The organism is Magnetospirillum sp. SS-4 (assembly GCF_902729425.1).
In the GTDB taxonomy this organism is placed as follows: Bacteria; Pseudomonadota; Alphaproteobacteria; order Rhodospirillales; family Magnetospirillaceae; genus Phaeospirillum.
This window is the reverse complement of sequence record NZ_CACVCH010000001.1, coordinates 287,518-311,895: the sequence shown is the minus strand read 5'-3', so window position 1 is coordinate 311,895 and position 24,378 is coordinate 287,518. Positions and strand designations below refer to the sequence as shown.

Sequence of the window (24,378 nt, the reverse complement as noted above, 5' to 3'; positions counted from 1 at the left end):
GGTCATGACCAACAGGCAATTGATCGCGGTTCTGTGCGCGGCCATCGCCCTGCTGGTCTATCTGAGTGGGGCGGTGGCCGTCCGCCGGGCCATGACGGCGGCGGGAATCGCCGACCCGGCCCTGCTGGCCGACGGCATGCTGGCCGCCGGCGCCGCCGGGGCGGCCGGCGGGCTGGCGATGCTGGTCCTGTTCCTGCTGCTGGACCGCTGGCTGCTGCGGCCGGCGGCGGTGCTGGGGCGCCAGGCCCGCCGTCTGGCCCAGTCCAGGCTGGCCGACCACGCCATCGAGGCCCCGCCCCATCATCGCCTGGGGCCGCTGCCCGACGCCACCGTCGCCCTGGCCCAGTCGCTGCGCGAGGCCCGGCGCGACATGGTGCGGGCGATGGAGACCGCCACCACCGAGGTGGCGCGCCAGAAGGAATGGCTGGAAGCCATCTTGCTCGACTTCTCCGACGGCGTGGTGGTGTGCGGCCCCAATCACCAGATCCTGCTTTACAATCCCAACGCGGCCCGCCTGCTGCAATCGCCGGAATCGCTGGGGCTCGGGCGTTCCCTGCTCAACCTGCTGACCCGCGAGCCGCTGCTGCACGCCCTGGAGCGGCTGGAATACCGGCGGGCCGAGGGGGTGGCGGCGGCCGACCTGGTGTCGCCGTTCGTCTGCGCCACCGTGGATTCGCGGGCGATGCTGCACGGCCGGATGTCGTTGATCCTGGGGCCGGTGCGCGAGGTCAACGGCTATGCCGTCACCCTGACCGACATCCGCGCCGAAATCGCCGACCTTACCCGCATGAACGTGCTGCGGCGGACGCTCAGCACCGGGCTGAGGGGGCCGGCGGCCAATTTGCGCGCCGCCGCCGAGACCCTGACCGGCTTTCCCGGCATGAGCCCGGAGCAGCGCGCCGCCTTCGAGCAGGTCATCCTGGCCGAGGGCACCGAGATCGCCCGCCAGATCGAGGTCCTGTCGTCGGAATATCGCGGCCACGAATTGCTGCGCTGGCCCATGGGCGACATCTACGGGGCCGATCTGGTCAACTGCGTCTCGCGCATCCTGCGCGAGGATTGCGAGATCGCGGTGATCGCGGTGGGAATTCCGCAATGGCTGCGCGGCGATTCCTATTCGCTGGTGCTGCTTATCAAGGAGGTGCTGCTGCGCGTCCACCGCGCCACCGGCGCGGCGACGTTCGACGCCGAAACCCGGCTGGCGCCGCGTCAGGCCTATGTGGATCTGTCCTGGGCCGGGCCGGTGATTCCGGTGGGGGCGATCGAATCCTGGATGGAGGACGAACTCGACGCCAGCTTCACCCATCTGACCATGCGCGACGTGCTGGATCGCCACGGCAGCGACCTGTGGTGCCTGGAACGGTCGGACGGCCGGGCGGTGATGCGGCTGCCGCTGCCGCTGGCAGTGACGTCCGAGCCGGTGGCGCCGCCGGCGCCGCTGCCGCCGCGTCCGGAATTCTACGATTTCGGCCTGACCGACGCCCAGTCGCTGCCGGCGTCGCTGGCCGAGCGGCGGCTGCGGGATCTGGACTACGTGGTCTTCGACACCGAGACCACCGGCCTGAAACCCTCGGACGGCGACGAGATCATCTCGCTGGCCGGAATCCGGGTGGTCAACGGCCGCATCCTGTCGGGCGAGCGCTTCGAGCGCCTGATCAATCCCCAGCGCAAGATTCCCCGCTCGTCCATCCGGTTCCACGGCATCACCGACGACATGGTCGCCGACCGGCCGCCTATCGAGGTGGTGCTGCCCCAGTTCAAGACCTTCGTCGGCGACGCCGTGCTGGTGGCCCACAACGCCGCCTTCGACATCGCCTTCCTGAAGATGAAGGAGACGGCCAGCGGCGTCGCCTTCCGCAACCCGGTGATCGACACCTTGCTGCTGTCGGTGCTGGTCGACGGCGACGAGGCCGCCCATTCCCTGGACGCCGTCCTGGGCCGCTTCGGCATCAGCGTGCCCAACCGCCACACCGCCATCGGCGATTCCATGGCCACGGCCGAATTGTTCGTCCGGCTGATCGAGCGGCTGGAATCCCAGGGCGTCCACACGCTCGCCCAAGTCATGGCCGCGTCCAACATGGCGGCAGAGATGCGGCATGCCGGCGCAAGTTTCTGAGTCTGAATTATACCTTCGAGTTACTGTTTTGCATTGCAACATAACTGCCAAACTCAGAAACTTGCGTATCGGGTCTTTGTCGTATACCGTAGCTGCCGGTTGGCCTGACTTTGATACTGGAAGAATGCAAGAATAGCTTTTGTTGCGACGCAACATAAGACTTGTTTTTCAGGATATCCGGCCTTTGGCGGCGGGTTGTTTCATAGGGGATGCTACGTAGATGGAGTTTGGACTCGCCGTTCTTCATGAAGTGGTGAAATTCATCGGGTTGCTGCTTATCGGACAGGGGTTGGTTTTCGTGATGAGTTTCGGGCGGCACGAGCGTAATCCGATCTACAAGACCTTCCGCTTCCTCACCTCTCCGGTGGTCAGGCTGGTGCGGCTGATCACCCCGGCCAAGGTCGCCGACCGGCATGTGCCGGTGGTCTCCTTCTTCCTGGTGTTCTGGGCCTGGGTCTTCCTGATCATGGTCCGGCACGAACTGATGCAGGGAAGCGCATAAGAATGGGAAAGAAACTCGATCTCTGGTTCTATCGCCAGATGGCCATCTGGTGCCTGCTGCTGAAGCGGGACGCCCAGGCCGTCGAATACTGGGAACGCATCCGCGTTCTGACCCCCGGCGACGCAACCGTGGTGGCGTCCATCGCCCACACCAAGGTCGGCCTGGGGCATCGGGCCGAGGCGATCGCCTTGTTCCGGCAGGCCCTCGACATCGACCCGGCCCAGCCGGGCAACTGGTTCAATCTGGGCTATGTCCTCGACGACATGGGCGAGCACGAGGAGGCCGCCGTGGCCTTCCGGCATGCCCTCGACCTCGACGGCAAGCTTGACCGCGCCTGGTACGGACTGGCGCTGTCGCTGATCAAATGCGGCAAGATGGAAGAGGCGGTGGCGGCGCTGAAGCGCAACACCGAGCTTCAGCCCATGAGTCCCTATGGCTGGTACCAGCTTGCCCATGCCTATCTCCGCCTCGGCCAGCGCGACAAGGCCGAAAGCGTGATCCACCGGCTCGCCAAGTTCGAGCCCAAGGTCGCACTCCAACTGGAACAGGAGACGGGGATCAAGGCGGGCGCCGCCCGGCCGACAGGGATATTCTGATTTGAAGAGGTCCCGTTTAACCAAGTCCAAATAAACCCGAAACCTTCGGGGGCGAAATAGGGGAGGACTCATGCAGCTTACAGAAAAACATAAAGAATACTGGTCAAAGAACCTTAGGATAACCGCAATTCTGCTGGGAATCTGGTTCGTTGTGACCTTCGTCGTGGCTTGGTTCGCCCGCGAACTCAGCTTCACCTTCATGGGGTGGCCCTTCAGCTTCTGGGTTGGCGCCCAGGGCGCCCTCGTCGTCTATGTCTGGATCATCTGGTATTACGCCAGGTACATGAACAACCTGGACATTGAATACGGCGTCGAGGAGGGAGAGGAATAATGTTCGGAGAAAATCAAACCTCGAAGCAGTTCACCCAACACCTGACCAAGGTCTACGGTTTCTACACCGGCGGCTTCCTGGCGGTGGTGCTGCTGCTGGCCATCGGCGAGGCCATGGGCCTGCCCAGGGCGTGGATCGGCTATATCTTCCTGGTCATGACCGTGCTGCTCTACGCCGGCATCGGCATCATGAGCCGCACCAACGACGCCGACGAATACTATGTCGCGGGACGCCGGGTTCCGGCCCTGTTCAACGGCATGGCCACCGGCGCCGACTGGATGAGCGCGGCGTCGTTCATCGGCATGGCCGGCACGCTGTACCTCACCGGCTATTCCGGCCTCGCCTTCATCATGGGCTGGACCGGCGGCTACTGCCTGGTGGCCCTGTTCCTGGCGCCCTATCTGCGCAAGTTCGGCGCCTTCACCATTCCCGACTTCCTGGGCGCCCGCTACGGCGGCAACGCTCCGCGCTTCGTCGGCCTGTTCATCGCCATCCTGTGCTCGTTCACCTACGTGGTGGCGCAGATCTACGGCGTCGGCCTGATCACCACCCGTCTGTCGGGCGTCGACTTCACGCTGGGCATCTTCGTCGGCCTGGGCGGCATCCTGGTGTGCTCGTTCCTGGGCGGCATGCGCGCCGTCACCTGGACCCAGGTGGCGCAGTACATCATCCTGATCATCGCCTACATGACCCCGGTGGTGTGGCTGTCGGTCAAGCAGACCGGTATTCCGATTCCGCAGGCGGTCTACGGCTTCCAGCTCCAGAAGGTCACCGAACTGGAGAAGAAGCTCAACGCCGATCCCAAGGAACTGGAGGTTCGCGGCATCTTCAAGCAGCGTTCCGACGACGCCAAGGCCAAGCTGAAGGATATTCCCAAGTCCATGGCCGACGGCAAGATGGCCCTGGACAAGAAGCTGGCCGACGCCAAGGCCGCCAACGACGCCGCCGCCATCAAGTCGGCCGAGGACGCCATCGCCAAGTTCCCCAAGGACGAGGTCGCCGCCAAGGCCGCCTGGTCCAAGGAAGCCGCCCTGGCGGCCAGGGCCGCCCCGATCGCGGCGCATGGCGAGGCTTTCGCCGCCAAGGACGAGACGGCCCGGGGCATCGCCAAGAAGAACTTCCTGGCGCTGATCTTCTGCCTGATGGTCGGCACCGCCGCGCTGCCGCACATCCTGATGCGCTACTACACCACGCCTTCGGTGAAGGAAGCCCGCCTCTCGGTGACGTGGTCGCTGTTCTTCATCTTCCTGCTGTACTTCACCGCCCCGTCGCTGGCGGTGCTGGTGAAGTTCGTGGTCTACAACGACGTGGTCGGCACCGCCTTCACGGCCTTGCCCGCCTGGGTGGCCAATTGGCAGGCGGTTGATCCGGCCCTGCTGTCTTTGTCCGATATCAATGGCGACGGCATCGTTCAACGTGCCGAGATCGCCATCGGCGGCGACATCGTCGTGCTCGCCACTCCGGAAATCGGTGGTCTGCCCTACGTGGTTTCGGGCCTGGTGGCCGCCGGCGGTCTCGCCGCCGCGCTGTCCACCGCCGATGGTCTGCTGCTGACCATCGCCAACGCGCTGTCGCACGATCTCTATTACAAGATGATCGATCCGAACGCGCCGGTGGCCCGCCGCGTCATGCTGTCGAAGACGCTGCTGCTGGTCGTCGCCGTGCTGGCGGCCCTGGTGGCGGCGCAGAAGCCCGCCGACATCCTGTTCCTGGTCGGCGCGGCCTTCTCGCTGGCGGCGGCCGGGTTCTTCCCGGCTCTCACCTGCGGCATCTTCTGGAAGCGTGCCACCGGCATCGCCGCCACCCTGGGCATGATGGCCGGCGTCAGCATCACCTTCTACTACATGGCGGCCACCCAGCCCTGGCTGCGCGAGATGTTCTTCGGAATCCCGCGCGCGGTCCCGGCCAATCTGTGGTGGGATATCCAGCCGATCTCCGCCGGCCTGTTCGGCATCCCGCTCGGCTTCCTGGTCATCATCGTCGTCAGCATGTTCACTCCCGCTCCGTCGGAAGAGGTTCAGCACATGGTCGAGGATGTCCGGTATCCCAACCTGAAGAGGGCCTGATCTGACTGAACGCCCCACCCTTGATGGAAGCATATTCCATCGGGGGTGGGGTTTTTCCATTCCAATGGGTAGGGTTATATTTTTGGATTGTCAGTATAGTGTATAGTATTGCTTGTTGACATGGTTTGGAGTTTAACCATAGTCTCGGTCATGTCGTGAATTGCGACTGTGTTTCCTAGAGTTTTTGCTTTGACCCATACCTTGATAGCAGCCCCGGTCCTGGCCGGGGCTGTTTTGTGCGCGCGGCGGCCATGAAAAAGCCCCTTCCCCGGATGAACCGGAGAAGGGGCGGGGCGGGGCGGGGCAGGGCAGCGGGACGCTATTCCATCACGATGCGCGGTCCCTTGCGGCCGCCCTGGATGGCCTGGACCTTTTCCCAGATCTTGGCGGCGATGTCGCGATAGGCCTTGGCGTGCGGGCTGTTGGGCCTGGATACCACGATCGGCTCGCCGGCGTCGGCGGTCTGGCGGATGGCGATGTCGAGCGGAATCTCGCCCAGGAAGTCGGCCGACAGCCGGGCGGCCTCGGCCTTGGCGCCGCCGTGGCCGAAGATGTGGGCCTCGTCGCCGCATTTGGGGCAGATGTAATAGCTCATGTTCTCGATGATGCCGAGCACCGGCACGTCGACCTTGCGGAACATGTTGAGGCCCTTGGCGGCGTCCAGCAGGGCGATGTCCTGCGGCGTCGACACGATCACCGCGCCGGTCAGCGGCACCCGCTGGGTCATGGTCAGCTGGGTGTCGCCGGTGCCGGGCGGCATGTCGATCACCATCACGTCCAGCTCGCCCCAATGGACGTCGCGCAGCAATTGCTCCAGCGCCCCCATCACCATGGGGCCGCGCCAGATCACCGGCGAATCCTCGGGCACCAGGAAGCCCATGGACATGCACTTGACGCCGTAATTCTCCATGGGCATCAGGGTCTGGCCGTCGGGGCTGACCGGCTCGCCGGCGATGCCCAGCATGCGCGGCATGCTGGGGCCGAAGATGTCGGCGTCGAACAGGCCGGTCTTCAGCCCCATCTGGGACAGCGCCATGGCGAGATTGGTGGCGGTGGTGGACTTGCCGACGCCGCCCTTGCCCGACGCCACCGCGATGATCGCCTTGACGTGGGGCAGCAGCGGCTTCTCGGCGCCCTGGCCGTGATCATGACCGTGACCGTGTCCGCCCTTGGGGCCGCCCTGGACGTTGCGCTCGGCGGTCAGCACCGCCGACACGGACAAAACGCCCGGCAGGGCGTGAACCGCCTGTTCGGCCGCCTTGCGCAGCGGTTCCAGGTGGGGGCCGCGGCTCGCCTCGACCTCGATGGCGAAGGCGACGTGGCCGCTCTTGACGGCGATGCCCGAAACCATGCCCAGGCTGACGATGTCGGCCTTGCGGTCGGGGTCGTTGATACGCTTCAGCGCCTCGATGATCTGCTGCTCGGTGACCTCGGCCATGGGCGTCCTCTCAGGTGGAAAGCATTATAAAAACTGTGGTTTTTCCGGTGCCAGACAACCACAAGCATCATCTCATATATGACGCCCGATCCGGTTTGCAAAGTCGTTTGCTGGCGGGACGGCCGGAAAACGGACATTATTGCCGGGCCGCGTTGCGCCGGGGGGAAACCTGCCCTATGTTCCGGGGACGGAAATTTTTCAGACGCGGACGGACTACGATAGGGGACGCTTGATGGCTTGGAATCCTCGCGGTGGCGGCGGTGGCGGTCCTTGGGGCGGCGGCGGTGGCGGCGGCAACGGCCCGTGGGGCCGTCCGCCGGGCGGCGGCGGCAATGGCGGCATGCCGGGCGGCCCCGATATCGAGGATTTCATCCGCAAGGGCCAGGAACAGTTGCGCCGCGCCATGCCGGGCGGCGGCTTCGGCGGCGGCGGCGCCCGCGGCGTGATCGCGCTGGCGGTGGTCGCCGTGGTGGTCTGGGGCCTGACCGGCATCTACAAGGTCAGCCCGGACGAACAGGGCGTGGTGCTGCGCTTTGGCAAGTGGGTCGACACCACCGAGCCGGGGCTGCATTACCGCCTGCCCTATCCCATCGAGACCGTGCTGCTGCCCAAGGTCACCAAGGTCAACCAGTTGCAGCTGGGCTATCGCTCGGTGGGCGAAAGCCGGGGCGACCGCGCAGCCTCGACCCGCAACGTTCCCGAGGAAAGCCGCATGCTGACCGGCGACGAAAATATCGTCGAGGCCGATGCCGCCGTGTTCTGGCGCATCAAGGACGCCGGCAAGTTCCTGTTCAACGTCCGCGATCCCGAGGCCACCGTCAAGGTGGCGGCGGAAAGCTCGCTGCGCGAGGTGATCGGCCGCAATCCCATCCAGGCGGCGCTGTCCGACAAGCGCGAGCAGATCGCCATCCAGGCCCAGGAGGAATTGCAGAAGCTGCTGGACGATTACGGCGCCGGCATCCATGTGCAGCAGGTCCAGTTGCAGAAGGTCGATCCGCCCGGCGCAGTGATCGACGCCTTCAACGACGTGCAGCGCGCCCGCGCTGACCAGGAGCGCGCCCGCAACGAGGCCGAGGCCTACCGCAACGACATCATCCCCCGCGCCCGCGGCGAGGCCGAGCGCATCGTCCAGGAGGCCCAGGCCTACCGCGAACAGGTGGTCAACCTGTCCCAGGGCGACGCGCAGCGCTTCACCGCCATCTACGGCGCCTACAAGCAGGCCGAGGACGTCACCGCGCGCAGGCTCTACATCGAGACCATGGAGGAGATCCTGAAGGGCGCAGCCAAGATCATCATCGATCCCTCGGCCAAGGGAGCCCAGGGCGTGGTGCCCTATCTGCCGCTCCCCGAACTCAAGAAGAGCGCGGGAGGTGCCAAATGAATCGCGGCCTGATCGTCGTCGCCGTCCTCGCCCTGGTGACCCTGGTGCTGGGCGGTTCGTCCCTGTTCATCGTCAATCAGGCGGAACAGGCCCTGGTGCTGCGCTTCGGCGCCCATCGCGCCACCATCAAGGAACCCGGCCTCCACCTCAAGATGCCGTTCATCGAGGACGTGGTCCGCTACGACCTCCGCCTGCTGCCGCTCGACCCGCCCGAGGAGCAGATCATCCTGGGCGACCAGAAGCGCATCGTCGTCGACACCTTCACCCGCTTCCGCATCGCCGATCCGCTGAAGTTCTACCAGGCCGTCCGCAACGAGACCCTGGCCCGCGCCCAGCTGGCCCAGATCGTCTCGTCGGCCATGCGCCGGGTGATGGGACAGGCGATGCTGCCCGCCATCCTGTCGGACGAGCGTGCCGGCATCATGAGCCAGGTCCAGCAGGACGTCGCCGAGCGGGCCGCCCGCGAACTGGGCATCCAGGTGGTGGACGTGCGGCTGCGCCGCGCCGACCTGCCGGAGGAGACCAGCCAGTCCATCTACGACCGCATGAAGTCGGAACGCGAGCGTCAGGCCAAGGAGGCCCGCGCCCAGGGCTATGAATGGGGCCAGCAGATTCGCGCCCGCGCCGACCGCGAGCGCACCGTCATCCTGGCCGAGGCGCAAAAGCAGGCGCAGATCGAACGAGGCCAGGGCGACGCCGAGGCCAACCGCATCTTCGCCGAGGCGTTCGGCAAGGACCCGCAATTCTTCGCGCTGTACCGGTCGCTTCAGGCCTATCGCAGCGCGCTGGGCGACGGCAACACCACCTTGGTGCTGTCGCCGGACAACGATTTCCTGAAGGCTTTCGGAGTCGGCCCCGCCTCGCGCGGTCGCTGATCCGGCCCTTAAGTATTCCGGAGGATTTGGTCAGGTGTTCATCTCGAAGATCGACATACGTCCCGCCGTGCCGCGCGTCGTGATGGCGGTTGCGGCGCTGTTCACCGTGGTGTTCTCGTCCGCCGCGTCCCAGGCGGCGGCGCCGCCCGACAGCTTCGCCGATCTGGCGGAACGGCTGCTGCCCAGCGTCGTCAACATCTCGACCACCCAGACCATCCGCAATCCCCAGGGCGGGCTGGAGATGCCGCAATTTCCGCCTGGCTCGCCGCTGGAGGAGTTCTTCAAGGAATTCCTGGAGCGCCAGCAGGGGGGAGGACGCCCCGACGCGCCGTCGCGCAAGGCGACATCGCTGGGCTCCGGTTTCATCATCGACGCCTCGGGCCTGATCGTGACCAACAACCACGTCATCGCCGACGCCGACGAGATCAGCGTCAAGCTGCATGACGATTCGGTGTTCACCGCCACCGTGGTCGGGCGCGACCCCAAGGTGGATCTGGCCCTGCTCCGGATCGATCCCGGCAAGAAGACCCTGATGGCGGTGCCGTTCGGCAATTCCGACGAGGCCCGGGTCGGCGACTGGGTGCTGGCCATCGGCAATCCGTTCGGTTTCGGCGGCACCGTCACCGCCGGCATCGTCTCGGCGCGGGCCCGCGACATCAACGCCGGCCCCTATGACGACTTCCTCCAGACCGACGCACCCATCAACCGCGGCAATTCCGGCGGTCCGATGTTCAACCTGAAGGGCGAGGTCATCGGCATCAATTCCGCCATCATCTCGCCGTCGGGCGGGTCGATCGGCATCGGTTTCGCCATCCCGTCCTCGCTGGCGATGCCGGTGCTGGACGACCTGCGCAAGCACGGCAAGGTCCGGCGCGGCTGGCTGGGTATCCGCATCCAGTCGCTGGATGCCGACATGGCCGAGAACATCGGCCTGCCCGACCAGCACGGCGCCCTGATCGCCAAGGTCGATCCCGACGGCCCCGGCCACAAGGCCGGCCTGAAGGACGGCGACGTGGTGCTGAAGTTCGACGGCAAGGACATCACCGAGATGCGCCGCCTGCCGCGCCATGTCGCCGGCACCGCCATCGGCCGGACGGTGGACGTGGTGATCTGGCGCAACGGCAAGAAGCAGACCATCGCCGCCACCGTCGGCGAGATGCCCGAGGACCCCGCCGACCAGTCGGCCAAGGGGGGCAAGTCCGACAAGCCCAAGCCCGGCGTCGCCAAGGATGGTTCCATGGCCATTCCCGGCACCGGCCTGACCGTGGCGACGCCGACGCCGCAATTGCGCGAGCGTTTCGGCATCGACGACGAGGCCAAGGGGATTCTGGTCACCGAGGTCAAGGCGGAATCCGCCGCCGCCGAGAAGGGCCTGCGCCCCGGCGACATGATCATCGAGGCCGACCACAAGCCGGTGCGGGCGCCGCAGGATCTGGCCAAGCTGATCGACGAGGCCCGCAAGGCCGGTTCCAAGTCGCTGCTGCTGCGCGTCGAGAATCCGCAGACCCTGCGCTACGTGGCGCTGTCCCTGGCCGAAGCCAAGGGCAGGAAGTGACGTTGCATGCCGCCGCCGTCCGCCTCCAGTCCTTGACCGGCTGGCGGCGGCGGCTTTGCCTGCTGCTGCTGGGCGGCCTTGCCGCCCTGGCGCTGCCGCCGCTGCACATACTGCCGCTGCTGCTGCTGGCCTTTCCCGCCCTGGTGTGGATGCTGGACGCCTCGGCCAGCCGCCGCGCCGCCTTCGGGACCGGCTGGTGGTGGGCCATGGGGTGGTTCTCGGTGGGGCTGTACTGGATCAGCAACGCCCTGCTGACCGACGCCGCCCGCTTCGGCTGGATGATCCCCTTCGCCATCTTCGGATTGTCGGGCCTGCTGGCCGCCTTCGTCGGGCTGGCGACCCTGGCGGTGCATCTCAGCCGCTTTCGCGGGCTTGGCCGCATCCTGCTGCTGGCCTCGGCCTGGACGGTGGCCGAGTGGCTGCGGTCGTGGGTTCTGACCGGGTTTCCGTGGAATCCGCTGGGCTCGGTATGGGACATCTTCCTGCCCATGCTGCAATTCGGCTCGGTGGCGGGAATCTGGGGGCTCGGCCTGCTGACCGCGCTGGCGGTGATGGCGCCCGCCCTGCTGGCGGAACCGCTGTCGCCGCGCGGACGCATGGCGGTGCTGGCCATGGTCGCCGGAATTCCGCTGGCCCTGTGGGGATATGGACAGGCGCGGCTGGCGGCGGCCCCCGCCGCCGAGATGGTTCCCGGCGTCCGGCTGCGGCTGGTCCAGGCGTCGCTGCCCCAGGCCAACAAGTGGCGCGACGACCTGCGCGAGGCCAATTTGCGCGAGCATGTGGACCTGTCGCGCTCGGCCGGTTTCGAGGCCGTCACCACCGTGGTGTGGCCGGAGACGGCGGCATCATACTTCCTCGATCTCGACACGCTGCGCCGCGAGATGGTGGCGGCGGCGGCCCCGCCCGGCGGCATGGTGCTGACCGGCGCGCCCCGCGTCACCCCCCGCGACGTCCAGCCCTTCCAGGTGTGGAACAGCCTGTTCGCCATCACCTCGGGCGCCAAGGTGGCGGGGGTCTACGACAAGGTCCATCTGGTGCCGTTCGGCGAGTACGTGCCGTTTCGCGCCATCCTGCCCATCGCCAAGATCACCCATGGCGGGACCGATTTCTCGGCCGGGCCGGGACCGCGGACCCTGGACCTGCCCGGCCTGCCGCCGGTCGGCCCGCTGATCTGCTACGAGGCGATCTTTCCCGGCGCCCTGGTGGCCCCGGACCAGACGCGGCCGGACTGGCTGCTGAACGTCACCAACGACGGCTGGTTCGGCATATCGAGCGGACCGCATCAGCATCTGGCGGCGGCGCGCATGCGTGCCATCGAGGAGGGGCTGCCGCTGGTCCGCGCCGCCAATACCGGCATCTCGGCGGTGATCGACGGCCATGGCCGGGTCATCGCCCGCCTGGGTCTGGGCGAGAAGGGAATCGTCGACGCGCCGCTGCCCCGGCCGGCCGGCCCCACCCTCTTCGGACGTCATGGCAACGGCGTGGCCCTGCTGCTGCTGCTGGTCTGCCTGGGGCTGTCGCTGGCGGCGCGGCGTCCGGGGTGACGCATGACCCAAGACGTTCCAGACCGCAACATTTCGACGCTACGGCACCCGCTTCGCGTGTTGACATGCATATGATAGCGGCTTTATGGTGGTGCGCAACTTTCAGTTAGTGCGCTTTCGCCGCCTCTCATCGTCAGGACGATAGCATGGCCAGACCGCGATCACCCGATTCCCCCCCCAGTCCAAGGAAATCGTCGCGGCGGGGCCGCCTGCCGTCCGGCCTGCCCAACCCCATCGACATCCATGTCGGTGCCAGGGTGCGCCTGCGCCGGACCCTGATGGGGCTGTCCCAGGAAAAGCTGGGCGCCGCCCTTGGGCTGACGTTCCAGCAGGTCCAGAAATACGAGCGCGGCGCCAACCGCATCGGCGCCTCGCGCCTGTTCGACCTGGGGCGCGTGCTGGACGTGCCGGTGTCGTTCTTCTTCGACGACATGTCCGACGCCATCCGGCAGCAGAGCCCGCTGGCGGTGGCGCGGGGCGACGCCGTCGGGCTGGCCGAGGAACCCGCCGGCTTCGAGAACGATCCCCTGACCCGGCGCGAGACCCTGGACTTGGTCCGCGCCTACTACGCCATCGCCGACCCCCATATCCGCAGGCGGGTCTACGACCTGGCCAAGGCGCTGGCCGCCAGCGCCGAGAGCGGGAAACAGCCCTGATTCCGGCGGGACGCGCCCGGTTCGGCGATATGTCTTGACGGGGCGCCCTTCCGCCTGTCAGAAGAACCTCCCGGAGTGGGGCTCCCGCTCCCGTGGAGATTTTGACCGCTTGCCGCCACGTAAAATCCGGCTAAGTGGGTGCATCACGATGGCGTTTCCCGGCTTCTGATGCCCCTGGTCCCATGCAGATTGGATCGAGGAGGGCTTGCCCGTGTCCAAGAAGAATTTTCTTTTCACCAGTGAATCGGTTTCCGAAGGTCATCCCGACAAGGTGTCCGACCGCATCTCCGATGCCGTCGTCGACGCCTTCCTGGGGGCCGACCCCCATGCCCGCGTCGCCGTCGAGACCCTGTGCACCACCAATCTGGTCGTCCTGGCCGGCGAAGTCCGCGGCCCCGCCTCGATCACCAGGGAACTGATGGAAGAGACCGCCCGGCACGCCATCAAGGACATCGGCTACGAACAGGACGGCTTTCACTGGAAGAACGCCAAGGTCGAGGTTCACGTCCACTCGCAGTCCGCCGACATCGCCGTCGGCGTCGACGCCGCCGCGGAGAAGGACGAGGGCGCCGGCGACCAGGGCATCATGTTCGGCTACGCCGTCAACGAGACCGACACCCTGATGCCGGCCCCGATCCATCTCGCCCATTCCATGCTGAAGTCGCTGGCCGAGGCCCGCCATTCCGGCGCCTCCCCGCTGCTCGGCCCCGATTCCAAGAGCCAGGTCACCCTGGAATACCGCGACGGCAAGCCGGTTCGCGCCACCTCGGTGGTCATTTCGACCCAGCACGACGCCAGCCTGTCCCAGGCCGACGTGCGCGAGATCGTGCGTCCGCATGTGGTCAACTGCCTGCCCGACGGCTGGATGTGCGACGAGGCCCAGTTCTACGTCAATCCCACCGGCCGCTTCGTCATCGGCGGTCCGGACGGCGATTGCGGCCTGACCGGGCGCAAGATCATCGTCGACACCTATGGCGGCGCCGCGCCCCACGGCGGCGGTGCCTTCTCGGGCAAGGACCCCACCAAGGTCGACCGTTCCGCCGCCTATGCCGCCCGCTATCTGGCCAAGAACGTGGTCGCCTCGGGTCTGGCCGACAAGTGCGTCATCCAGCTCAGCTACGCCATCGGCGTTTCCAAGCCGCTGTCGGTCTATGTCGACACCTCCGGCACCTGCAAGGTGGATGAGGACCGGCTGTCCGACGTGTTGCAGCAGCTGATGGATCTCAGCCCGCGCGGCATCCGCACCCATCTGGGCCTCAACAAGCCCATCTATGCCCGTACCGCCGCCTATGGCCATTTCGGCCGCACTCCCGAGGCCGATGGCGGGTTCTCGTGGGAACGGACCGATCTGGTGGAGCAGCTCAAGAAGGCCTTCTGAGACCCTCATGAGCCATCACGATGATACGGAAAGCGCGGCCGGCGACCGGCCGCGCTTTTTCGGTCGCAGGCGCGGCAAGGCCTTGCGCCGCAACGCCCTGGGGCTGTTGGACGGCCTGCTGCCCCGCCTCGCCATCGCCGTGCCGGGGCCGGGACAATCCGTCGAGCCCGCCGCCCTGTTTTCCCCGCCGGTCCGTCAGGTCTGGCTGGAAGTCGGATTCGGCGGCGGCGAGCACCTCGCCGACCTGGCCGAGGCGGATTCCGGCATCGGCCTGATCGGCTGCGAGGTTTTCCGCAACGGCATCGCCAGCCTGCTGGGCCACGTCCAGGCCCGCGGGCTGGACAATGTCCGCGTCTTTCCCGAGGACGTGCGGCTGCTGCTGCCGGCCTTGCCCGAAGGCTCGCTGTCGCGGGTGTTCGTGCTGTTTCCCGATCCCTGGCCCAAGGCCCGCCATGCCGAGCGCCGCTTCGTCTGTCCCGAGAACCTGGACGCCATCGCCCGCGTTCTGGTCCCCGGCGGCGAATTGCGGGTGGCCAGCGACGATCCGGTCTATGTGGAATGGGCGCGCCGCCATCTGGCCGGGCATTCCGCCTTCGACAAGATCCTGGCCACCACCGACCGCGCCAGCCTGCCGGCCGACTGGCCCGCGACCCGCTACGAGCTGAAATGCCTGGCCGGCCGCGAACCGACCTTCTTCCTCTATCGCCGCCGATAGGGCGGTTTGCTCTTGAAGACCTTGAAGGATGGCGGCATCTTATTATCTTTAGCATAGGCCCTCGGCATGGGGTACCGTTGTCGCCATCACAGACTGGTCTGCCATGACCATCGCCCTGACCGGTTCAGACCGTTCCGACCTCGCCGCCGAAGTGGTGGCGAGGCGTTATGCCCACGAACCGGATCTGGCGGAGCGCCATGGCGCCTCTGACCGGGCCCGGTACCAAGACGACATCCGCCAGACCCTGCTGTTCCTGCGCGAGGCGGTGGATAACGAGAGTTACGCGCTGTTTTCCGCCTATGTCGCCTGGCTGAAGGTGGTGTCGGTCGGCCGCGCCGTCGACATGGCCGAGGTCAGCGGCGCCCTGGAGACCCTGATGGAGGTGCTGGGCGAGAAGTTGCCGGGACCCGAATCCCGGCGGGTCCGCGCCATGCTGCGCCGCGCCATCGGCGATCTCGATCATTTCCCGGCCGAGCCCCCCGGCTTCATCCTGGCCGACAATCCGCTGGCGGACATGGCCCGCGCCTATCTGGACGCGCTGCTGGCCGGCGACCGCCGGACCGCCTCGCGGCTGGTGCTGGACCGGGTCGCGGCGGGATTGCCGGTGCGGCAGGTCTATCTGGACGTGTTCCAGCCGGCGCTGCGCGAGACCGGCCGCCTGTGGCAGCTCAACCGGATCACCGTGGCGCACGAGCATTTCGTGACCGCCGCCACCCAGGCGATCATGTCGCAGCTTTATCCCTATGTCTTCACCGGCGAGTCGCGTGGCCGGAGCATGGTGGCGTCCTGCGTCAGCGGCGACCTGCACGAGGTCGGCCTGCGTATGGTGGCGGATTTCTTCGAGATGGCGGGATGGGACAGCCATTACCTGGGGGCCAACGTCCCCCCGGCCGACGTGGTCGGCACCCTGAAGGAGCGCAAGGCGTCGGTGCTGGGGCTGTCGGTGACCATCGCCGCCCATCTGGGGCAGGCGGCCGAACTGATCGCCATGGCCCGCGATGCCCTGGGAGGGGACCTGATCATCCTGGTGGGCGGCTTTCCGTTCAACACCGATCCGCTGCTGTGGCGGCGCCTGGGGGCGGACGGCATGGCCGACCGCGCCGACCGCGCCGTCGATGCCGTCGCCGCCATCGAGGCGGAACGATGACCGGAGGGCAAGGCGGGGCGGGGCTGATCCTGCGCTGCGACGGAGACGGCGTGGTGGTGGAGATTCTCCATGAAGGGGCGGCCCTGGCCGGCCTAGCCCGGCGGGGGCGGCCGCTCGCCGCCCTGGTGGAGGAGTCCAGCTTCACCAAGGCGCTGGATTTCGTCGCCGACCTGCGCCGGCAGGCCAACGCCTATAACTGGGAGATGAACGTCGTCACCGCCGGCGGCGTCGAATCCTTCCGCTTTTCCGGCGCGGTGGACGGCGACGGCATGATCGTCGCCGTCGTCCCCACCGACGGGCGGGTCGATACCCTGATCGAGGAACTGGCCCGGATCAACAGCAGCCACGTCACCGTGCTGCGCCAGTTGTTCAAGGAGCGCCGCACCGCCGTCCCGCCGCCCGATGCGGCGTTTTTCGAGTCCATGACCCAGCTCAACAACGAGCTGCTCAACACCCAGCGGGACCTGGCCAAGGCCAACGCCACCCTGAAGGCGGCCAACGAGGTCAAGAACCGGCTGTTCGGTATCCTGGCCCACGACCTGCGCAGCCCGCTGGGCGTGGTGTCGGGGTTCGCCGAATTGCTGAAGATGGTGCTGGAGGGGCGTATCGGCGACAAGGAGATGTCCTACCTGGACAACATCCATACCTCGGCCAGCTACATGCTGGCGCTGGTGGAAGACACCTTGTCCATGTCGGCGATCGAGGCGGGACGCCTGCACCTGGAGCGGCGGCAGGTGGATTTCGGCGCCATGGTGGTCCGCGTCGCCGGCTTGCTGAGCCTGCCGGCCGAACGCAAGGGCATCGCCCTGGTCGCCCAGGTTCCCGATGGGCCGCTCCACCTCGACATCGACGCCACCCGGATGGAACAGGTTCTGCACAATCTGATCGGCAACGCCGTCAAGTTCAGCCATGCCGGCGGCCGGATCCGGATATGGGCGGATGTGGTGGGCGGCGAGGCCCGGCTGCGGGTAAGCGATGCCGGCGTCGGCATGTCGGCGGGGGAACTGGCGTCGCTGTTCGAGCCGTTTTCCCGCTCGGGCAAGCGCGGCACGGCGGGCGAGGATAGTACAGGCCTGGGGCTGCATATCTGCCAGCGCATCGTCCTGGCCCATGGCGGCCGCATCGAGGTCGACAGCGATCAGGAGAACGGCACCACCGTCACGGTGTCGCTGCCGGCGTGAGCCTATTCCAGCGCCTGGCGCAGGGCTGCGGCGCTGGCCCATGGCGCCAGCACCAGGGCGCCAGTCAGGATGCCGGCCAGGATCAGCAGGTGGGGCTTGGCCGACATGCCCTGGACGGCGGCGTCGATGGCGCCGACGCCGAAGATCAGCACCGGTACGTAAAGCGGCAGGATCAGCAGCGACAGCAGCACGCCGCCGCGCCGTGCCCCCAGCACCAGGGCGGCGCCGATGCCGCCGATCAGCGACAGGATGGGGGTTCCCAGCGCCATGGCCGCCAACAGGATGACGAAGCCGTCGGCATGCATGTGCAGCAGCACCGCCAGCACCGGCGCGGCGATCATCAGCGGCAGGCCGGTGGTCAGCCAGTGGGCCAGCATCTTGGCCGCCACCACCATTCCCAGGGGGGCGGGGGTCAGCACCAGCAGCTCCAGCGAGCCGTCCTCGTAATCGGCCTGGAACAGCCGGTCCAGCGACAGCATCGAGGCCAGCAGGGCGGTGACCATCAGCACGCCGGCCGAAACCCGTTCCAGCACGTTGGCCTCGGGGCCGATGCCGAACGGAAACAGCACCACGGTCAGCACGAAGAAGGTCACCACCATGACGCTGTCGGACCCCTGGCGAAGCGCCAGGCGCAGGTCGCGGCGCACCACTTCGAGAAAACGGGTCATGGCAGGTCCTCCGCCACCGAATACCGGTCGAGATGCATTTCGACGGCGCCGGGCATGGCGATGTCGGCGTGGGTGGACAGAACGACCATGCCGCCGCCGGCGCGGTGCTCGGCCAGAACCGCCTCCAGCGCCGCGATGGAGGCGCGGTCGAGCGCGGTGGTGGGTTCGTCCAGCAGCCAGAGCGGGCTGGGCGCCGCCAGCAGGCGGGCCAGATTGGTCCGCCGTTTCTGTCCGGCCGACAGCATCTTGCCGGGAATGGACGACAGGTGCGACAGGCCGAACCGCTCCAGCGCCGTCTCCACCGCCCGGTCGGCGCGGCCGGCGTGGGAATCATGCAGGCGGGCCCAGAACCGCAGGTTCTCGGCGACGCTGAGCACCGGCTTCACCGCGTCGTGATGCCCCAGGTAATGGGTGCGGGCGGCATGGGCCTCGGGGTCGTCGGCCACCGGCTCGCCGTTCCAGGCCAACTGGCCGTGGGCCGGGCGCAGCAATCCGGACAGCACCCGCAACAGGCTGGATTTGCCCGACCCGTTCGGCCCCAGCAGCACCAGGGCGCCGCCCGAGGCCAGGGTGAAGTCCAGCCCGGCGAACACCACCCGGCCGCCGCGCACGCAGGCCAGGCCGCTTCCGGAAAAGATCGAGGAACCCTGTTCGGTCATGGCCGGCACCATGGCAAAAAACCGCCGGCTTGACGAGGGGTTTCCGATCCCGGGGTCACATGCCGCGATAGAAGCTGGTGAACACGTCGAGCCCCTGGCCGACCATGTCCGCGCCGCCGTCGTCCAGCAGGCTTTTCCGGCCGGCCGGCCGCCTCAAGGCGGTGGTCTGTGCGTTTTCGGCCAGGGATTCGGCGGTCTGCCGGGCCATGCCCTGAAGGATGGCGTCGGCGGAGCCGCCGCCGCCCACTCCCCAGGCGCTCATCCGGGCCGTGACCGAGGCCTGCTGCCGCGCCAGCAGGTTGCGTTGCCGTTTTTCCTCCTGGGCCTGCTGGGCGGCGATGATCTGGTTGTGCTGCTCCGCCGCCTGGTTCTGGGCGTCGGCGGCCGCCTTGGCGGCGCCCTGCCGCCGTTGTGACGAAATCGCTTCCTTGGCCACTCCGATGGCCATGGGAATGGCGACGGCTTCGAATCCACTCATGATGCGGTCTCCTTGCTGTGGGGGAACGGGAACGGCCCGTCTCGACAGGGAGACGGGCCGTTGTGAGGGGCGGGCCGGCTGGTGGTCGCCGTCATTCCCCGTCGAGGGTGAACCCGACCTTCATCACCACCTGCCAATGGGCCACCTGGCCCTTGTCGATATGGCCGCGGGTTTCGGTGACCTCGAACCAGCGCAGGTTGTGAAGGGTCTTGGACGCCTTGGCGACGGCGTTGCGGATGGCGTCTTCGTAGCTTTTGTCGGAACTGCCGGCCAGTTCGATGATCTTGTAGGTGTGATTGCCCATGGACGGTCTCCTCGGTACTTGCCCCGGAGGGGATAAGGGGCAAGTATGAACCCGTGGCGAACCGTCACAAATCGGTATTGCAATACCGATTTAGCCATTGACGCGCCGCCACCCGATCAGTACCCTTCCAATCCTCCCGGATCAGCAAGTTAAGAGGCGCAGATGGGCTATACCCTGGCAGAATTTCTGGCACACGCGATCGCGCTCGAACAGGAGGCGGCGGAGCGCTATGCCGAGCTGGCCGACATGATGGAGGCGCACAACAACACCGAGACCGCGGCGGTGTTCCGCGACATGTCCCGGTTTTCCACCATGCACGGCGACGAGATCAAGCAGCGCGCCCGCGCCCTGGAACTGCCCAAGCTGATGTCGTGGCAGTATCGTTGGAAGACGCCGCCGGAAGTGGGCGACGACAACGACATCCACTATCTGATGACGCCGTATCACGCCCTGCGCTACGCCCGCGACAACGAGATCAGGGGAATGGAGTACTACCGTTCCGCCGCCGCCGACAGCGATGACGCCGAGGTCAAGCGCCTGGGCGCCGATTTCGCCGAGGAAGAGCGCGAGCATGTCGAGGCGCTGGACAAGTGGATCGCCAAGACGCCGCGTCCGTCCATCACCTGGCAGGAAGACGCCGACCCGGCCCAGTCGGTCGACTGACCGCCCGTCTATCGTCGAATCGCCGTTCTTATCGCGGCCAGCGGTCCCTCCGGCAAGGAGGAGCCGCTGGTCGTCGCCTTGTCGTGGCTGCGCTTGACCACCGAGACCCCCAGCACCGCCAGGGCGACGCCCCAGATGGGCGAGGTGTTGACCAGGGCGGCGATGATCTCGGCCGCCTTGGCCGGGGTCGCGACGATGGCCCAGGACACGGCCCCCATGGTGGCGGTCCAGGTCAACGCCACCGCATAGCCGAAGGTGGGGCGCCAGCGCCGGACGAAGGCGTCGCGACTGGCCGCCTCGGCCCGCATGGTGGCGTTGATCTCGGCCAGTTGGCGGTTCTCTTCCTGGGTCAAGGCCAGTTCATGGGCCAGCCAGGCCTGTTGCAGGCGGAGCGCCAGGGCGGGATCGGCCCGGACGGCGGCCACCGATTCCTCGCCGGATTCCGTGCCGGCGACGGTCCTGGCGAGGTTTACCGCCTGCTCGGCGATTCGGGTCGCCCGCGAGGATTCGTCGCCGCCGATCCAGCGGATCAGGCCGGGCACCACCTGGGCGAGGCCCAGGGCGACGGTGATGGGGTCCATGGCGACGTCTCCTATTTGGCCAGGCCCTGGACGGTGTCCAGCTTGGCCTCGATGCGCACCAGATGCTCGGTCAGGCGCTGTTCCACATCCTTGAGATAGCCGGTGGTGGCATAGCTTTTGGCCACCTCCAGCTTGTAGGCGGACAGGGCCTCGCGGGTCTGGCCCAGGCCGATCTCCAGGCGATGCTCCAGCGCGTCCACCCGGCTGTCGGCCTCGTGGCGGGTGCGCCAGATCGTCAGGGCGAGACCGCCCAGGACGGGCAGTTCCACGGCGGTGATCCACCAGCCGGGATCGAAAGCGGTATGGTCCATGATCGGGGCCTCCTTTGGCCTATATGTCGAAATCGGTCCGGGCGAGCACCGCGCCGCCGCCGGGCCGCCAGTCGGGACGGAGACCGGGAACGGCGAAACGCCGCGACAACCGCACCGGCTGCGACAGCAGGCAGCCGGCGACCGCGTCCAGGCCGTCGTCGCGGCCCTTGCCGCCGGGCCGCCACTCGCGCATCTCGCCGATGAACGGCGTGGTCCAGACGCCGCGGTGGGCGTGCAGCGCGCCGGCCGCCAGCACCGCGTCGAAGGCGTCGACGATGCGCTGGTCCTTGGCCCGCCTGGATGCCGCCTCGATGACGGCGCAGCCGATGCCGGCGGCGGCCAGTTCGCGGCGCAGCAGGCCGGGCAGGAAGCGGCCCAGCCCGTTGGTCTCCAGCGAGATCGCCGGCAGGTGCAACTCGGCGGCGAAGCCGGCCACCTGGCGGCAGAGCTGGGTGGCCTCGTCCACGTCGGTCCGCTCCGGGTCGTGTTCCAGATAGCGGAGGCGGTGCAGCCAGTAGAGGCCGTCCTCGTCGGTGAACACCGCCGCCACCACCGAGGCGTCGCCCTTGCCGGGCGCGCCGTAGGACGGGTCCCACCAGCAGGACGCGGCCACCATGCGCCGTCCGCCGATGGTCAGCAGCGGCTGGCCATTGCCCTCGGCATGGACCAGTTCGCTTTCGTAGAAGCGCAGGCGGTCCGGGTCCAGGCGGCCGTCGGCGATATTGACCGGGCGCAGCATCATCTGGCTGTCGAACTTGTTTGGGCCGGAACGCTTGCGTAACGAGCCGATGCGCTCGGGCGGGAAGCGTTCGGGCCAGGCGCTGCGGCCCCCGGCGTCGACCAGCGGAATCTCCAGCCGCCGGAACCCGTCGAGAAACGGGCGGGTCTCGCCGGCCTCCAGCCGGGGGCTGTCGGCGTAGATGGTGTAGTAGCTGTGCGGCGTGCCGACGTAAAGCTGGGTGCCGCCCGGCACCATGACGTATTCGATCTCGCCCAGCCGGTCGCGCAAATCGGCCCGCTTGGGCGCCGAATCGCAGGTGTTGGGCACCTCGACGTCGTCGCAGATGATGATCTCGGCCCGCGAGCCGGTGATGTTGGCGCCGATGCCCTTGGCGACCATCGAGGGATCGCGCAGCTCGCCGGGGCGGTTGACGGTGAACTGGTCGGCGGCCCATTGCTCGCGGCGTTTGGGCTTCAGCCCCTGGGTCAGGGGATGGCGCTCGACGATGCGCTTGACGTTTCTGACCATCTTCTTGGCCAGGGCGAAATCGGCGGCCAGCACCATGATGCGCAGATTGGGGTCGCGCGCCAGCACCCAGGCCGAGAACAGCCCGACGACGGTGGACTTGCCGGAAGACCGGAACGCCATCAGCAGCAATTCCCGGTCGCGGCCGTGCCAGCGCCCCGCCAGCCAGCGCGCCATGCGCAACTGATGGCCGGGCGTGCCGAGCCCCAGGCGCTGGTTCCACACCCAGACGAACTCGGGAAAATCGACGGCCGTCATTCCCCCTCCTCCCCGTCGTCGATGGCGCCCAGGGCGGCGCGGGCCTGGGACAGCAGGCGCCCGACGCTGTCGCCGGACGATTCGGCGGCATCGGGCGAGCCCTCGGCCCAGCGGGCCAGCCTGACCAGCAGGTCCGCATGGGACAGCGCCGCCTTGGCCGCCGCGTGCCAGGCGGCGAAGCCCTTGGAATCGGCGGGCGGTTCCGAGTTGGCGAAATCCTCGTAGTCCGCCATCGCCGCCATGATGCGCTCGGGCAGGATTCCGGCCAGCCGCAGCCGCAAATGGGCGAGATCGTCGGCCATGAAACATCTCCTCGCAGAATCCAGGGAAAGGGCGCCCCGCCCGGCGAGGGGCGGGGCGGGAACGCATTACGCAATCCACTCGACGATCACGATGCCGGCGGTGCCATTTCCGTAGCTGCCGCCGTTCCAAGAACCGCCGCCGCCATAGCCGGTGGCATAGCTGTTGTTGGTCGCTCCGAATCCCATGTGACTGCTGCCGCCGGAGTAGTAGCTGCCGTTTCCATAGCCGCTGGCGCTTGCGCTGCCGGCGATGTTGAGCGTGCCTCCAGAGGCGCTGCCGCCTGGAGTGGCGATGCCGGCCGACGATGTGCCCGCCAAGCCGCCATTGCCCGTGACGGTGCTGGCGCCGATTACGACGCTGGACACCCCTCCGGCGGTTCCGGGAGTACCGTTGCCCCCGCCGGAGCCGACCGTGACGGCGCAGGTTTGCCCATTGGTCAATCCGGAGGTGTAGTAGACGGCCGTTCCACCGCCACCGCCTCCCGTGTAGCCCTGATAGCCGCCGCCGCCGCCGCCAACCACGGTGAACTTGAAGACGGTGCCGGCGGTGGCGTTGGCCGGAACCGTGAAGGTCCCGGAACTGGTGAATACCTGGTGATGGAGGGTGGGAGAGGCTCCGGCAGTCTGGGTCGCAATGTACGCCTTCACCGCCTTCTGGCTGGCGACCCGCGCGTCGCTGTCGGCGGCCAGGGTCGGGTCGGTGTCGGCGTCGAGCGAAGCGGCGCTGCCCAGAACCGGGGCGCCGGTCAGGTCGGCGTAATCGCCCGAGGCGGCCACCGGGGCCAGGCCCAGGTTCAGCCGCGCCTGCGCCGTGTCGGGCAGGTCGGCCAGATTCTGGCTCTTGAGCAGGACGTCGGAGGTGCCGACCTGGGTGATGTTGACCAGGGCGTTGGCCGCGCCGTTCCAGCCCAGCAATCTGCCGGCCTCGGGCGCGGGCAGGGTCAGGTCGACCGGCTGCGACAGGTCGGCCGACAGCGGCCGCTTCAGCGAGCGCGAGGTCTCTTCCGCCAGTTCCTGAAGGGCGGCGACGGTCTGGTCCACCGCATCGTTCAGTTCGTGCGGGGTCGGGGCGCGCTCGTCCGCGAAGTCGCCGACGCGGGCATAGGTCTGGCGACGGCGCAGGGTGACGCGGGAGCCGGCCGCCGGGGCGACGGCCAAGCGGACGGCGCCGCCGCTGGACGAACCGGCCCCGCTGACGACGCCGCCGGTCGCCGGTTCGCCGTCGACCCGAACCTCCAGATCGGAATCCTGGAAGATCGGAAACGGAAAATCGAACACCTTCCGGGAGCCGTCGGCGACGGCCTGGCTCACCGGGGAAATGTCGGGAATACGGATATGGGTGGTCATGTCGGTCTCCTTGGACACGAAAAAGCCCGCGGGTCATGACGACCGGCGGGCGGGGATTCCTCTCGGCGAGAGGAAAGGCG

At 67.6% G+C, this 24,378-nt stretch carries 25 protein-coding genes; 15 read left to right on the top strand and 10 right to left on the bottom strand.

Annotated elements, in window-relative coordinates; all coding sequences use genetic code 11:
- The first annotated feature begins 4 nt into the window (after nucleotides 1-4).
- From MTBSS4_RS01545 to MTBSS4_RS01525, 5 genes are all read left to right on the top strand, one after another.
- Nucleotides 5-2,116 (top strand): PAS domain-containing protein, encoded by a 2,112-nt coding sequence (locus tag MTBSS4_RS01545; protein ID WP_173981619.1) that lies wholly within the window; start codon nucleotides 5-7, stop codon nucleotides 2,114-2,116.
- Between the two features lie 220 nt (nucleotides 2,117-2,336).
- Entirely contained in the window at nucleotides 2,337-2,618 is a 282-nt protein-coding gene (locus MTBSS4_RS01540; RefSeq protein ID WP_173981618.1) for a hypothetical protein, read from the top strand.
- Between the two features lie 2 nt (nucleotides 2,619-2,620).
- Complete coding sequence (locus MTBSS4_RS01535) at nucleotides 2,621-3,214, top strand: tetratricopeptide repeat protein (protein WP_173981617.1); 594 nt, start codon at nucleotides 2,621-2,623, stop codon at nucleotides 3,212-3,214.
- Nucleotides 3,215-3,284: 70 nt separating this feature from the next.
- Nucleotides 3,285-3,545 carry a DUF4212 domain-containing protein gene (locus MTBSS4_RS01530; protein ID WP_173981616.1) on the top strand — a complete coding sequence of 87 codons (261 nt, stop codon included), beginning with the start codon at nucleotides 3,285-3,287 and terminating at the stop codon, nucleotides 3,543-3,545.
- Nucleotides 3,545-5,611 (top strand): sodium:solute symporter family protein, encoded by a 2,067-nt coding sequence (locus MTBSS4_RS01525; RefSeq protein ID WP_173981615.1) that lies wholly within the window; start codon nucleotides 3,545-3,547, stop codon nucleotides 5,609-5,611. The genes MTBSS4_RS01530 and MTBSS4_RS01525 overlap by 1 nt, the downstream gene beginning before the upstream one ends.
- A 319-nt stretch (nucleotides 5,612-5,930) precedes the next feature.
- On the opposite strand, the gene MTBSS4_RS01520 is transcribed toward MTBSS4_RS01525, so the two are convergent.
- Complete coding sequence (locus MTBSS4_RS01520; protein WP_173981614.1) at nucleotides 5,931-7,049, bottom strand: Mrp/NBP35 family ATP-binding protein; 1,119 nt, start codon at nucleotides 7,047-7,049, stop codon at nucleotides 5,931-5,933.
- 232 nt (nucleotides 7,050-7,281) lie between these two features.
- Here MTBSS4_RS01520 and hflK point away from each other — a divergent pair, with 232 nt between their 5' ends.
- The 9 genes from hflK (at nucleotide 7,282) to MTBSS4_RS01475 (ending at nucleotide 17,481) form a co-directional block, all read left to right on the top strand.
- On the top strand, nucleotides 7,282-8,430 hold the full coding sequence (gene hflK / locus MTBSS4_RS01515) for an FtsH protease activity modulator HflK (RefSeq protein ID WP_173981613.1): 1,149 nt from the start codon (nucleotides 7,282-7,284) through the stop codon (nucleotides 8,428-8,430).
- Nucleotides 8,427-9,305: a protease modulator HflC gene (hflC, locus tag MTBSS4_RS01510; RefSeq protein ID WP_173981612.1), complete on the top strand. Its 879-nt coding sequence runs from the start codon at nucleotides 8,427-8,429 to the stop codon at nucleotides 9,303-9,305. The genes hflK and hflC overlap by 4 nt, the downstream gene beginning before the upstream one ends.
- A gap of 34 nt (nucleotides 9,306-9,339) precedes the next feature.
- On the top strand, nucleotides 9,340-10,860 hold the full coding sequence (locus tag MTBSS4_RS01505; RefSeq protein ID WP_173981611.1) for a DegQ family serine endoprotease: 1,521 nt from the start codon (nucleotides 9,340-9,342) through the stop codon (nucleotides 10,858-10,860).
- Entirely contained in the window at nucleotides 10,857-12,404 is a 1,548-nt protein-coding gene (lnt, locus tag MTBSS4_RS01500; RefSeq protein WP_173981610.1) for an apolipoprotein N-acyltransferase, read from the top strand. Before MTBSS4_RS01505 ends, lnt begins: the two co-directional genes overlap by 4 nt.
- A 146-nt stretch (nucleotides 12,405-12,550) precedes the next feature.
- On the top strand, nucleotides 12,551-13,060 hold the full coding sequence (locus MTBSS4_RS01495) for a helix-turn-helix domain-containing protein (RefSeq protein ID WP_173981609.1): 510 nt from the start codon (nucleotides 12,551-12,553) through the stop codon (nucleotides 13,058-13,060).
- A gap of 211 nt (nucleotides 13,061-13,271) precedes the next feature.
- Entirely contained in the window at nucleotides 13,272-14,438 is a 1,167-nt protein-coding gene (gene metK / locus MTBSS4_RS01490) for a methionine adenosyltransferase (protein WP_173981608.1), read from the top strand.
- A 7-nt stretch (nucleotides 14,439-14,445) separates the two neighbouring features.
- Nucleotides 14,446-15,153 carry a tRNA (guanosine(46)-N7)-methyltransferase TrmB gene (gene trmB / locus MTBSS4_RS01485; protein ID WP_173981607.1) on the top strand — a complete coding sequence of 236 codons (708 nt, stop codon included), beginning with the start codon at nucleotides 14,446-14,448 and terminating at the stop codon, nucleotides 15,151-15,153.
- 103 nt (nucleotides 15,154-15,256) lie between these two features.
- Entirely contained in the window at nucleotides 15,257-16,300 is a 1,044-nt protein-coding gene (locus tag MTBSS4_RS01480; RefSeq protein WP_173981606.1) for a B12-binding domain-containing protein, read from the top strand.
- Nucleotides 16,297-17,481 carry a sensor histidine kinase KdpD gene (locus MTBSS4_RS01475; RefSeq protein ID WP_173981605.1) on the top strand — a complete coding sequence of 395 codons (1,185 nt, stop codon included), beginning with the start codon at nucleotides 16,297-16,299 and terminating at the stop codon, nucleotides 17,479-17,481. The genes MTBSS4_RS01480 and MTBSS4_RS01475 overlap by 4 nt, the downstream gene beginning before the upstream one ends.
- Nucleotides 17,482-17,483: 2 nt before the next feature.
- Here the strand turns inward: MTBSS4_RS01475 and ccmB are convergent, their stop codons facing one another.
- The 4 genes from ccmB to MTBSS4_RS01455 all read right to left on the bottom strand — a co-directional run bounded on the left by ccmB (nucleotide 17,484) and on the right by MTBSS4_RS01455 (nucleotide 19,590).
- The gene (gene ccmB, locus MTBSS4_RS01470) at nucleotides 17,484-18,149 is read right to left on the bottom strand and encodes a heme exporter protein CcmB (RefSeq protein WP_173981604.1); all 666 of its coding nucleotides are present in this window, start codon (nucleotides 18,147-18,149) and stop codon (nucleotides 17,484-17,486) included.
- Complete coding sequence (gene ccmA / locus MTBSS4_RS01465) at nucleotides 18,146-18,808, bottom strand: heme ABC exporter ATP-binding protein CcmA (protein ID WP_254432323.1); 663 nt, start codon at nucleotides 18,806-18,808, stop codon at nucleotides 18,146-18,148. Before ccmA ends, ccmB begins: the two co-directional genes overlap by 4 nt.
- Nucleotides 18,809-18,863: 55 nt before the next feature.
- Nucleotides 18,864-19,286, bottom strand: coding sequence for a hypothetical protein (locus tag MTBSS4_RS01460; protein ID WP_173981602.1), 423 nt, complete (start codon nucleotides 19,284-19,286; stop codon nucleotides 18,864-18,866).
- Between the two features lie 91 nt (nucleotides 19,287-19,377).
- Nucleotides 19,378-19,590 carry a dodecin gene (locus MTBSS4_RS01455; RefSeq protein ID WP_173981601.1) on the bottom strand — a complete coding sequence of 71 codons (213 nt, stop codon included), beginning with the start codon at nucleotides 19,588-19,590 and terminating at the stop codon, nucleotides 19,378-19,380.
- Nucleotides 19,591-19,752: 162 nt separating this feature from the next.
- On the opposite strand from MTBSS4_RS01455, the gene MTBSS4_RS01450 reads away from it, so the two are divergent.
- Nucleotides 19,753-20,253, top strand: coding sequence for a ferritin family protein (locus tag MTBSS4_RS01450; RefSeq protein WP_173981600.1), 501 nt, complete (start codon nucleotides 19,753-19,755; stop codon nucleotides 20,251-20,253).
- 8 nt (nucleotides 20,254-20,261) lie between these two features.
- Here MTBSS4_RS01450 and MTBSS4_RS01445 read toward each other — a convergent pair whose 3' ends face one another.
- The 5 genes from MTBSS4_RS01445 to MTBSS4_RS01425 all read right to left on the bottom strand — a co-directional run bounded on the left by MTBSS4_RS01445 (nucleotide 20,262) and on the right by MTBSS4_RS01425 (nucleotide 24,298).
- The gene (locus tag MTBSS4_RS01445) at nucleotides 20,262-20,834 is read right to left on the bottom strand and encodes a 3TM-type holin (RefSeq protein WP_173981599.1); all 573 of its coding nucleotides are present in this window, start codon (nucleotides 20,832-20,834) and stop codon (nucleotides 20,262-20,264) included.
- An 11-nt stretch (nucleotides 20,835-20,845) separates the two neighbouring features.
- Nucleotides 20,846-21,145: a hypothetical protein gene (locus MTBSS4_RS01440; protein WP_173981598.1), complete on the bottom strand. Its 300-nt coding sequence runs from the start codon at nucleotides 21,143-21,145 to the stop codon at nucleotides 20,846-20,848.
- A 19-nt stretch (nucleotides 21,146-21,164) separates the two neighbouring features.
- Nucleotides 21,165-22,649, bottom strand: a complete 1,485-nt coding sequence (gene terL, locus MTBSS4_RS01435) for a phage terminase large subunit (RefSeq protein WP_173981597.1) — start codon at nucleotides 22,647-22,649, stop codon at nucleotides 21,165-21,167.
- The gene (locus MTBSS4_RS01430; RefSeq protein ID WP_173981596.1) at nucleotides 22,646-22,951 is read right to left on the bottom strand and encodes a hypothetical protein; all 306 of its coding nucleotides are present in this window, start codon (nucleotides 22,949-22,951) and stop codon (nucleotides 22,646-22,648) included. Before MTBSS4_RS01430 ends, terL begins: the two co-directional genes overlap by 4 nt.
- Before the next feature lie 66 nt (nucleotides 22,952-23,017).
- Nucleotides 23,018-24,298, bottom strand: coding sequence for a phage tail fiber protein (locus MTBSS4_RS01425; RefSeq protein WP_173981595.1), 1,281 nt, complete (start codon nucleotides 24,296-24,298; stop codon nucleotides 23,018-23,020).
- Nucleotides 24,299-24,378 lie beyond the last annotated feature (80 nt).

Excerpts from the sequence above, each read along its gene's own strand:
- MTBSS4_RS01545 (WP_173981619.1), top strand. The coding sequence starts at position 5 with ATGACCAACAGGCAATTGATCGCGGTTCTGTGCGCGGCCATCGCCCTG.
- MTBSS4_RS01540 (WP_173981618.1), top strand. The coding sequence starts at position 2,337 with ATGGAGTTTGGACTCGCCGTTCTTCATGAAGTGGTGAAATTCATCGGG.
- MTBSS4_RS01535 (WP_173981617.1), top strand. The coding sequence starts at position 2,621 with ATGGGAAAGAAACTCGATCTCTGGTTCTATCGCCAGATGGCCATCTGG.
- MTBSS4_RS01530 (WP_173981616.1), top strand. The coding sequence starts at position 3,285 with ATGCAGCTTACAGAAAAACATAAAGAATACTGGTCAAAGAACCTTAGG.
- MTBSS4_RS01525 (WP_173981615.1), top strand. The coding sequence starts at position 3,545 with ATGTTCGGAGAAAATCAAACCTCGAAGCAGTTCACCCAACACCTGACC.
- MTBSS4_RS01520 (WP_173981614.1), bottom strand. The coding sequence starts at position 7,049 with ATGGCCGAGGTCACCGAGCAGCAGATCATCGAGGCGCTGAAGCGTATC.
- hflK (WP_173981613.1), top strand. The coding sequence starts at position 7,282 with ATGGCTTGGAATCCTCGCGGTGGCGGCGGTGGCGGTCCTTGGGGCGGC.
- hflC (WP_173981612.1), top strand. The coding sequence starts at position 8,427 with ATGAATCGCGGCCTGATCGTCGTCGCCGTCCTCGCCCTGGTGACCCTG.
- MTBSS4_RS01495 (WP_173981609.1), top strand. The coding sequence starts at position 12,551 with ATGGCCAGACCGCGATCACCCGATTCCCCCCCCAGTCCAAGGAAATCG.
- trmB (WP_173981607.1), top strand. The coding sequence starts at position 14,446 with ATGAGCCATCACGATGATACGGAAAGCGCGGCCGGCGACCGGCCGCGC.
- MTBSS4_RS01480 (WP_173981606.1), top strand. The coding sequence starts at position 15,257 with ATGACCATCGCCCTGACCGGTTCAGACCGTTCCGACCTCGCCGCCGAA.
- MTBSS4_RS01475 (WP_173981605.1), top strand. The coding sequence starts at position 16,297 with ATGACCGGAGGGCAAGGCGGGGCGGGGCTGATCCTGCGCTGCGACGGA.
- ccmB (WP_173981604.1), bottom strand. The coding sequence starts at position 18,149 with ATGACCCGTTTTCTCGAAGTGGTGCGCCGCGACCTGCGCCTGGCGCTT.
- ccmA (WP_254432323.1), bottom strand. The coding sequence starts at position 18,808 with ATGACCGAACAGGGTTCCTCGATCTTTTCCGGAAGCGGCCTGGCCTGC.
- MTBSS4_RS01460 (WP_173981602.1), bottom strand. The coding sequence starts at position 19,286 with ATGAGTGGATTCGAAGCCGTCGCCATTCCCATGGCCATCGGAGTGGCC.
- MTBSS4_RS01455 (WP_173981601.1), bottom strand. The coding sequence starts at position 19,590 with ATGGGCAATCACACCTACAAGATCATCGAACTGGCCGGCAGTTCCGAC.
- MTBSS4_RS01450 (WP_173981600.1), top strand. The coding sequence starts at position 19,753 with ATGGGCTATACCCTGGCAGAATTTCTGGCACACGCGATCGCGCTCGAA.
- MTBSS4_RS01445 (WP_173981599.1), bottom strand. The coding sequence starts at position 20,834 with ATGGACCCCATCACCGTCGCCCTGGGCCTCGCCCAGGTGGTGCCCGGC.
- MTBSS4_RS01440 (WP_173981598.1), bottom strand. The coding sequence starts at position 21,145 with ATGGACCATACCGCTTTCGATCCCGGCTGGTGGATCACCGCCGTGGAA.
- terL (WP_173981597.1), bottom strand. The coding sequence starts at position 22,649 with ATGACGGCCGTCGATTTTCCCGAGTTCGTCTGGGTGTGGAACCAGCGC.
- MTBSS4_RS01430 (WP_173981596.1), bottom strand. The coding sequence starts at position 22,951 with ATGGCCGACGATCTCGCCCATTTGCGGCTGCGGCTGGCCGGAATCCTG.
- MTBSS4_RS01425 (WP_173981595.1), bottom strand. The coding sequence starts at position 24,298 with ATGACCACCCATATCCGTATTCCCGACATTTCCCCGGTGAGCCAGGCC.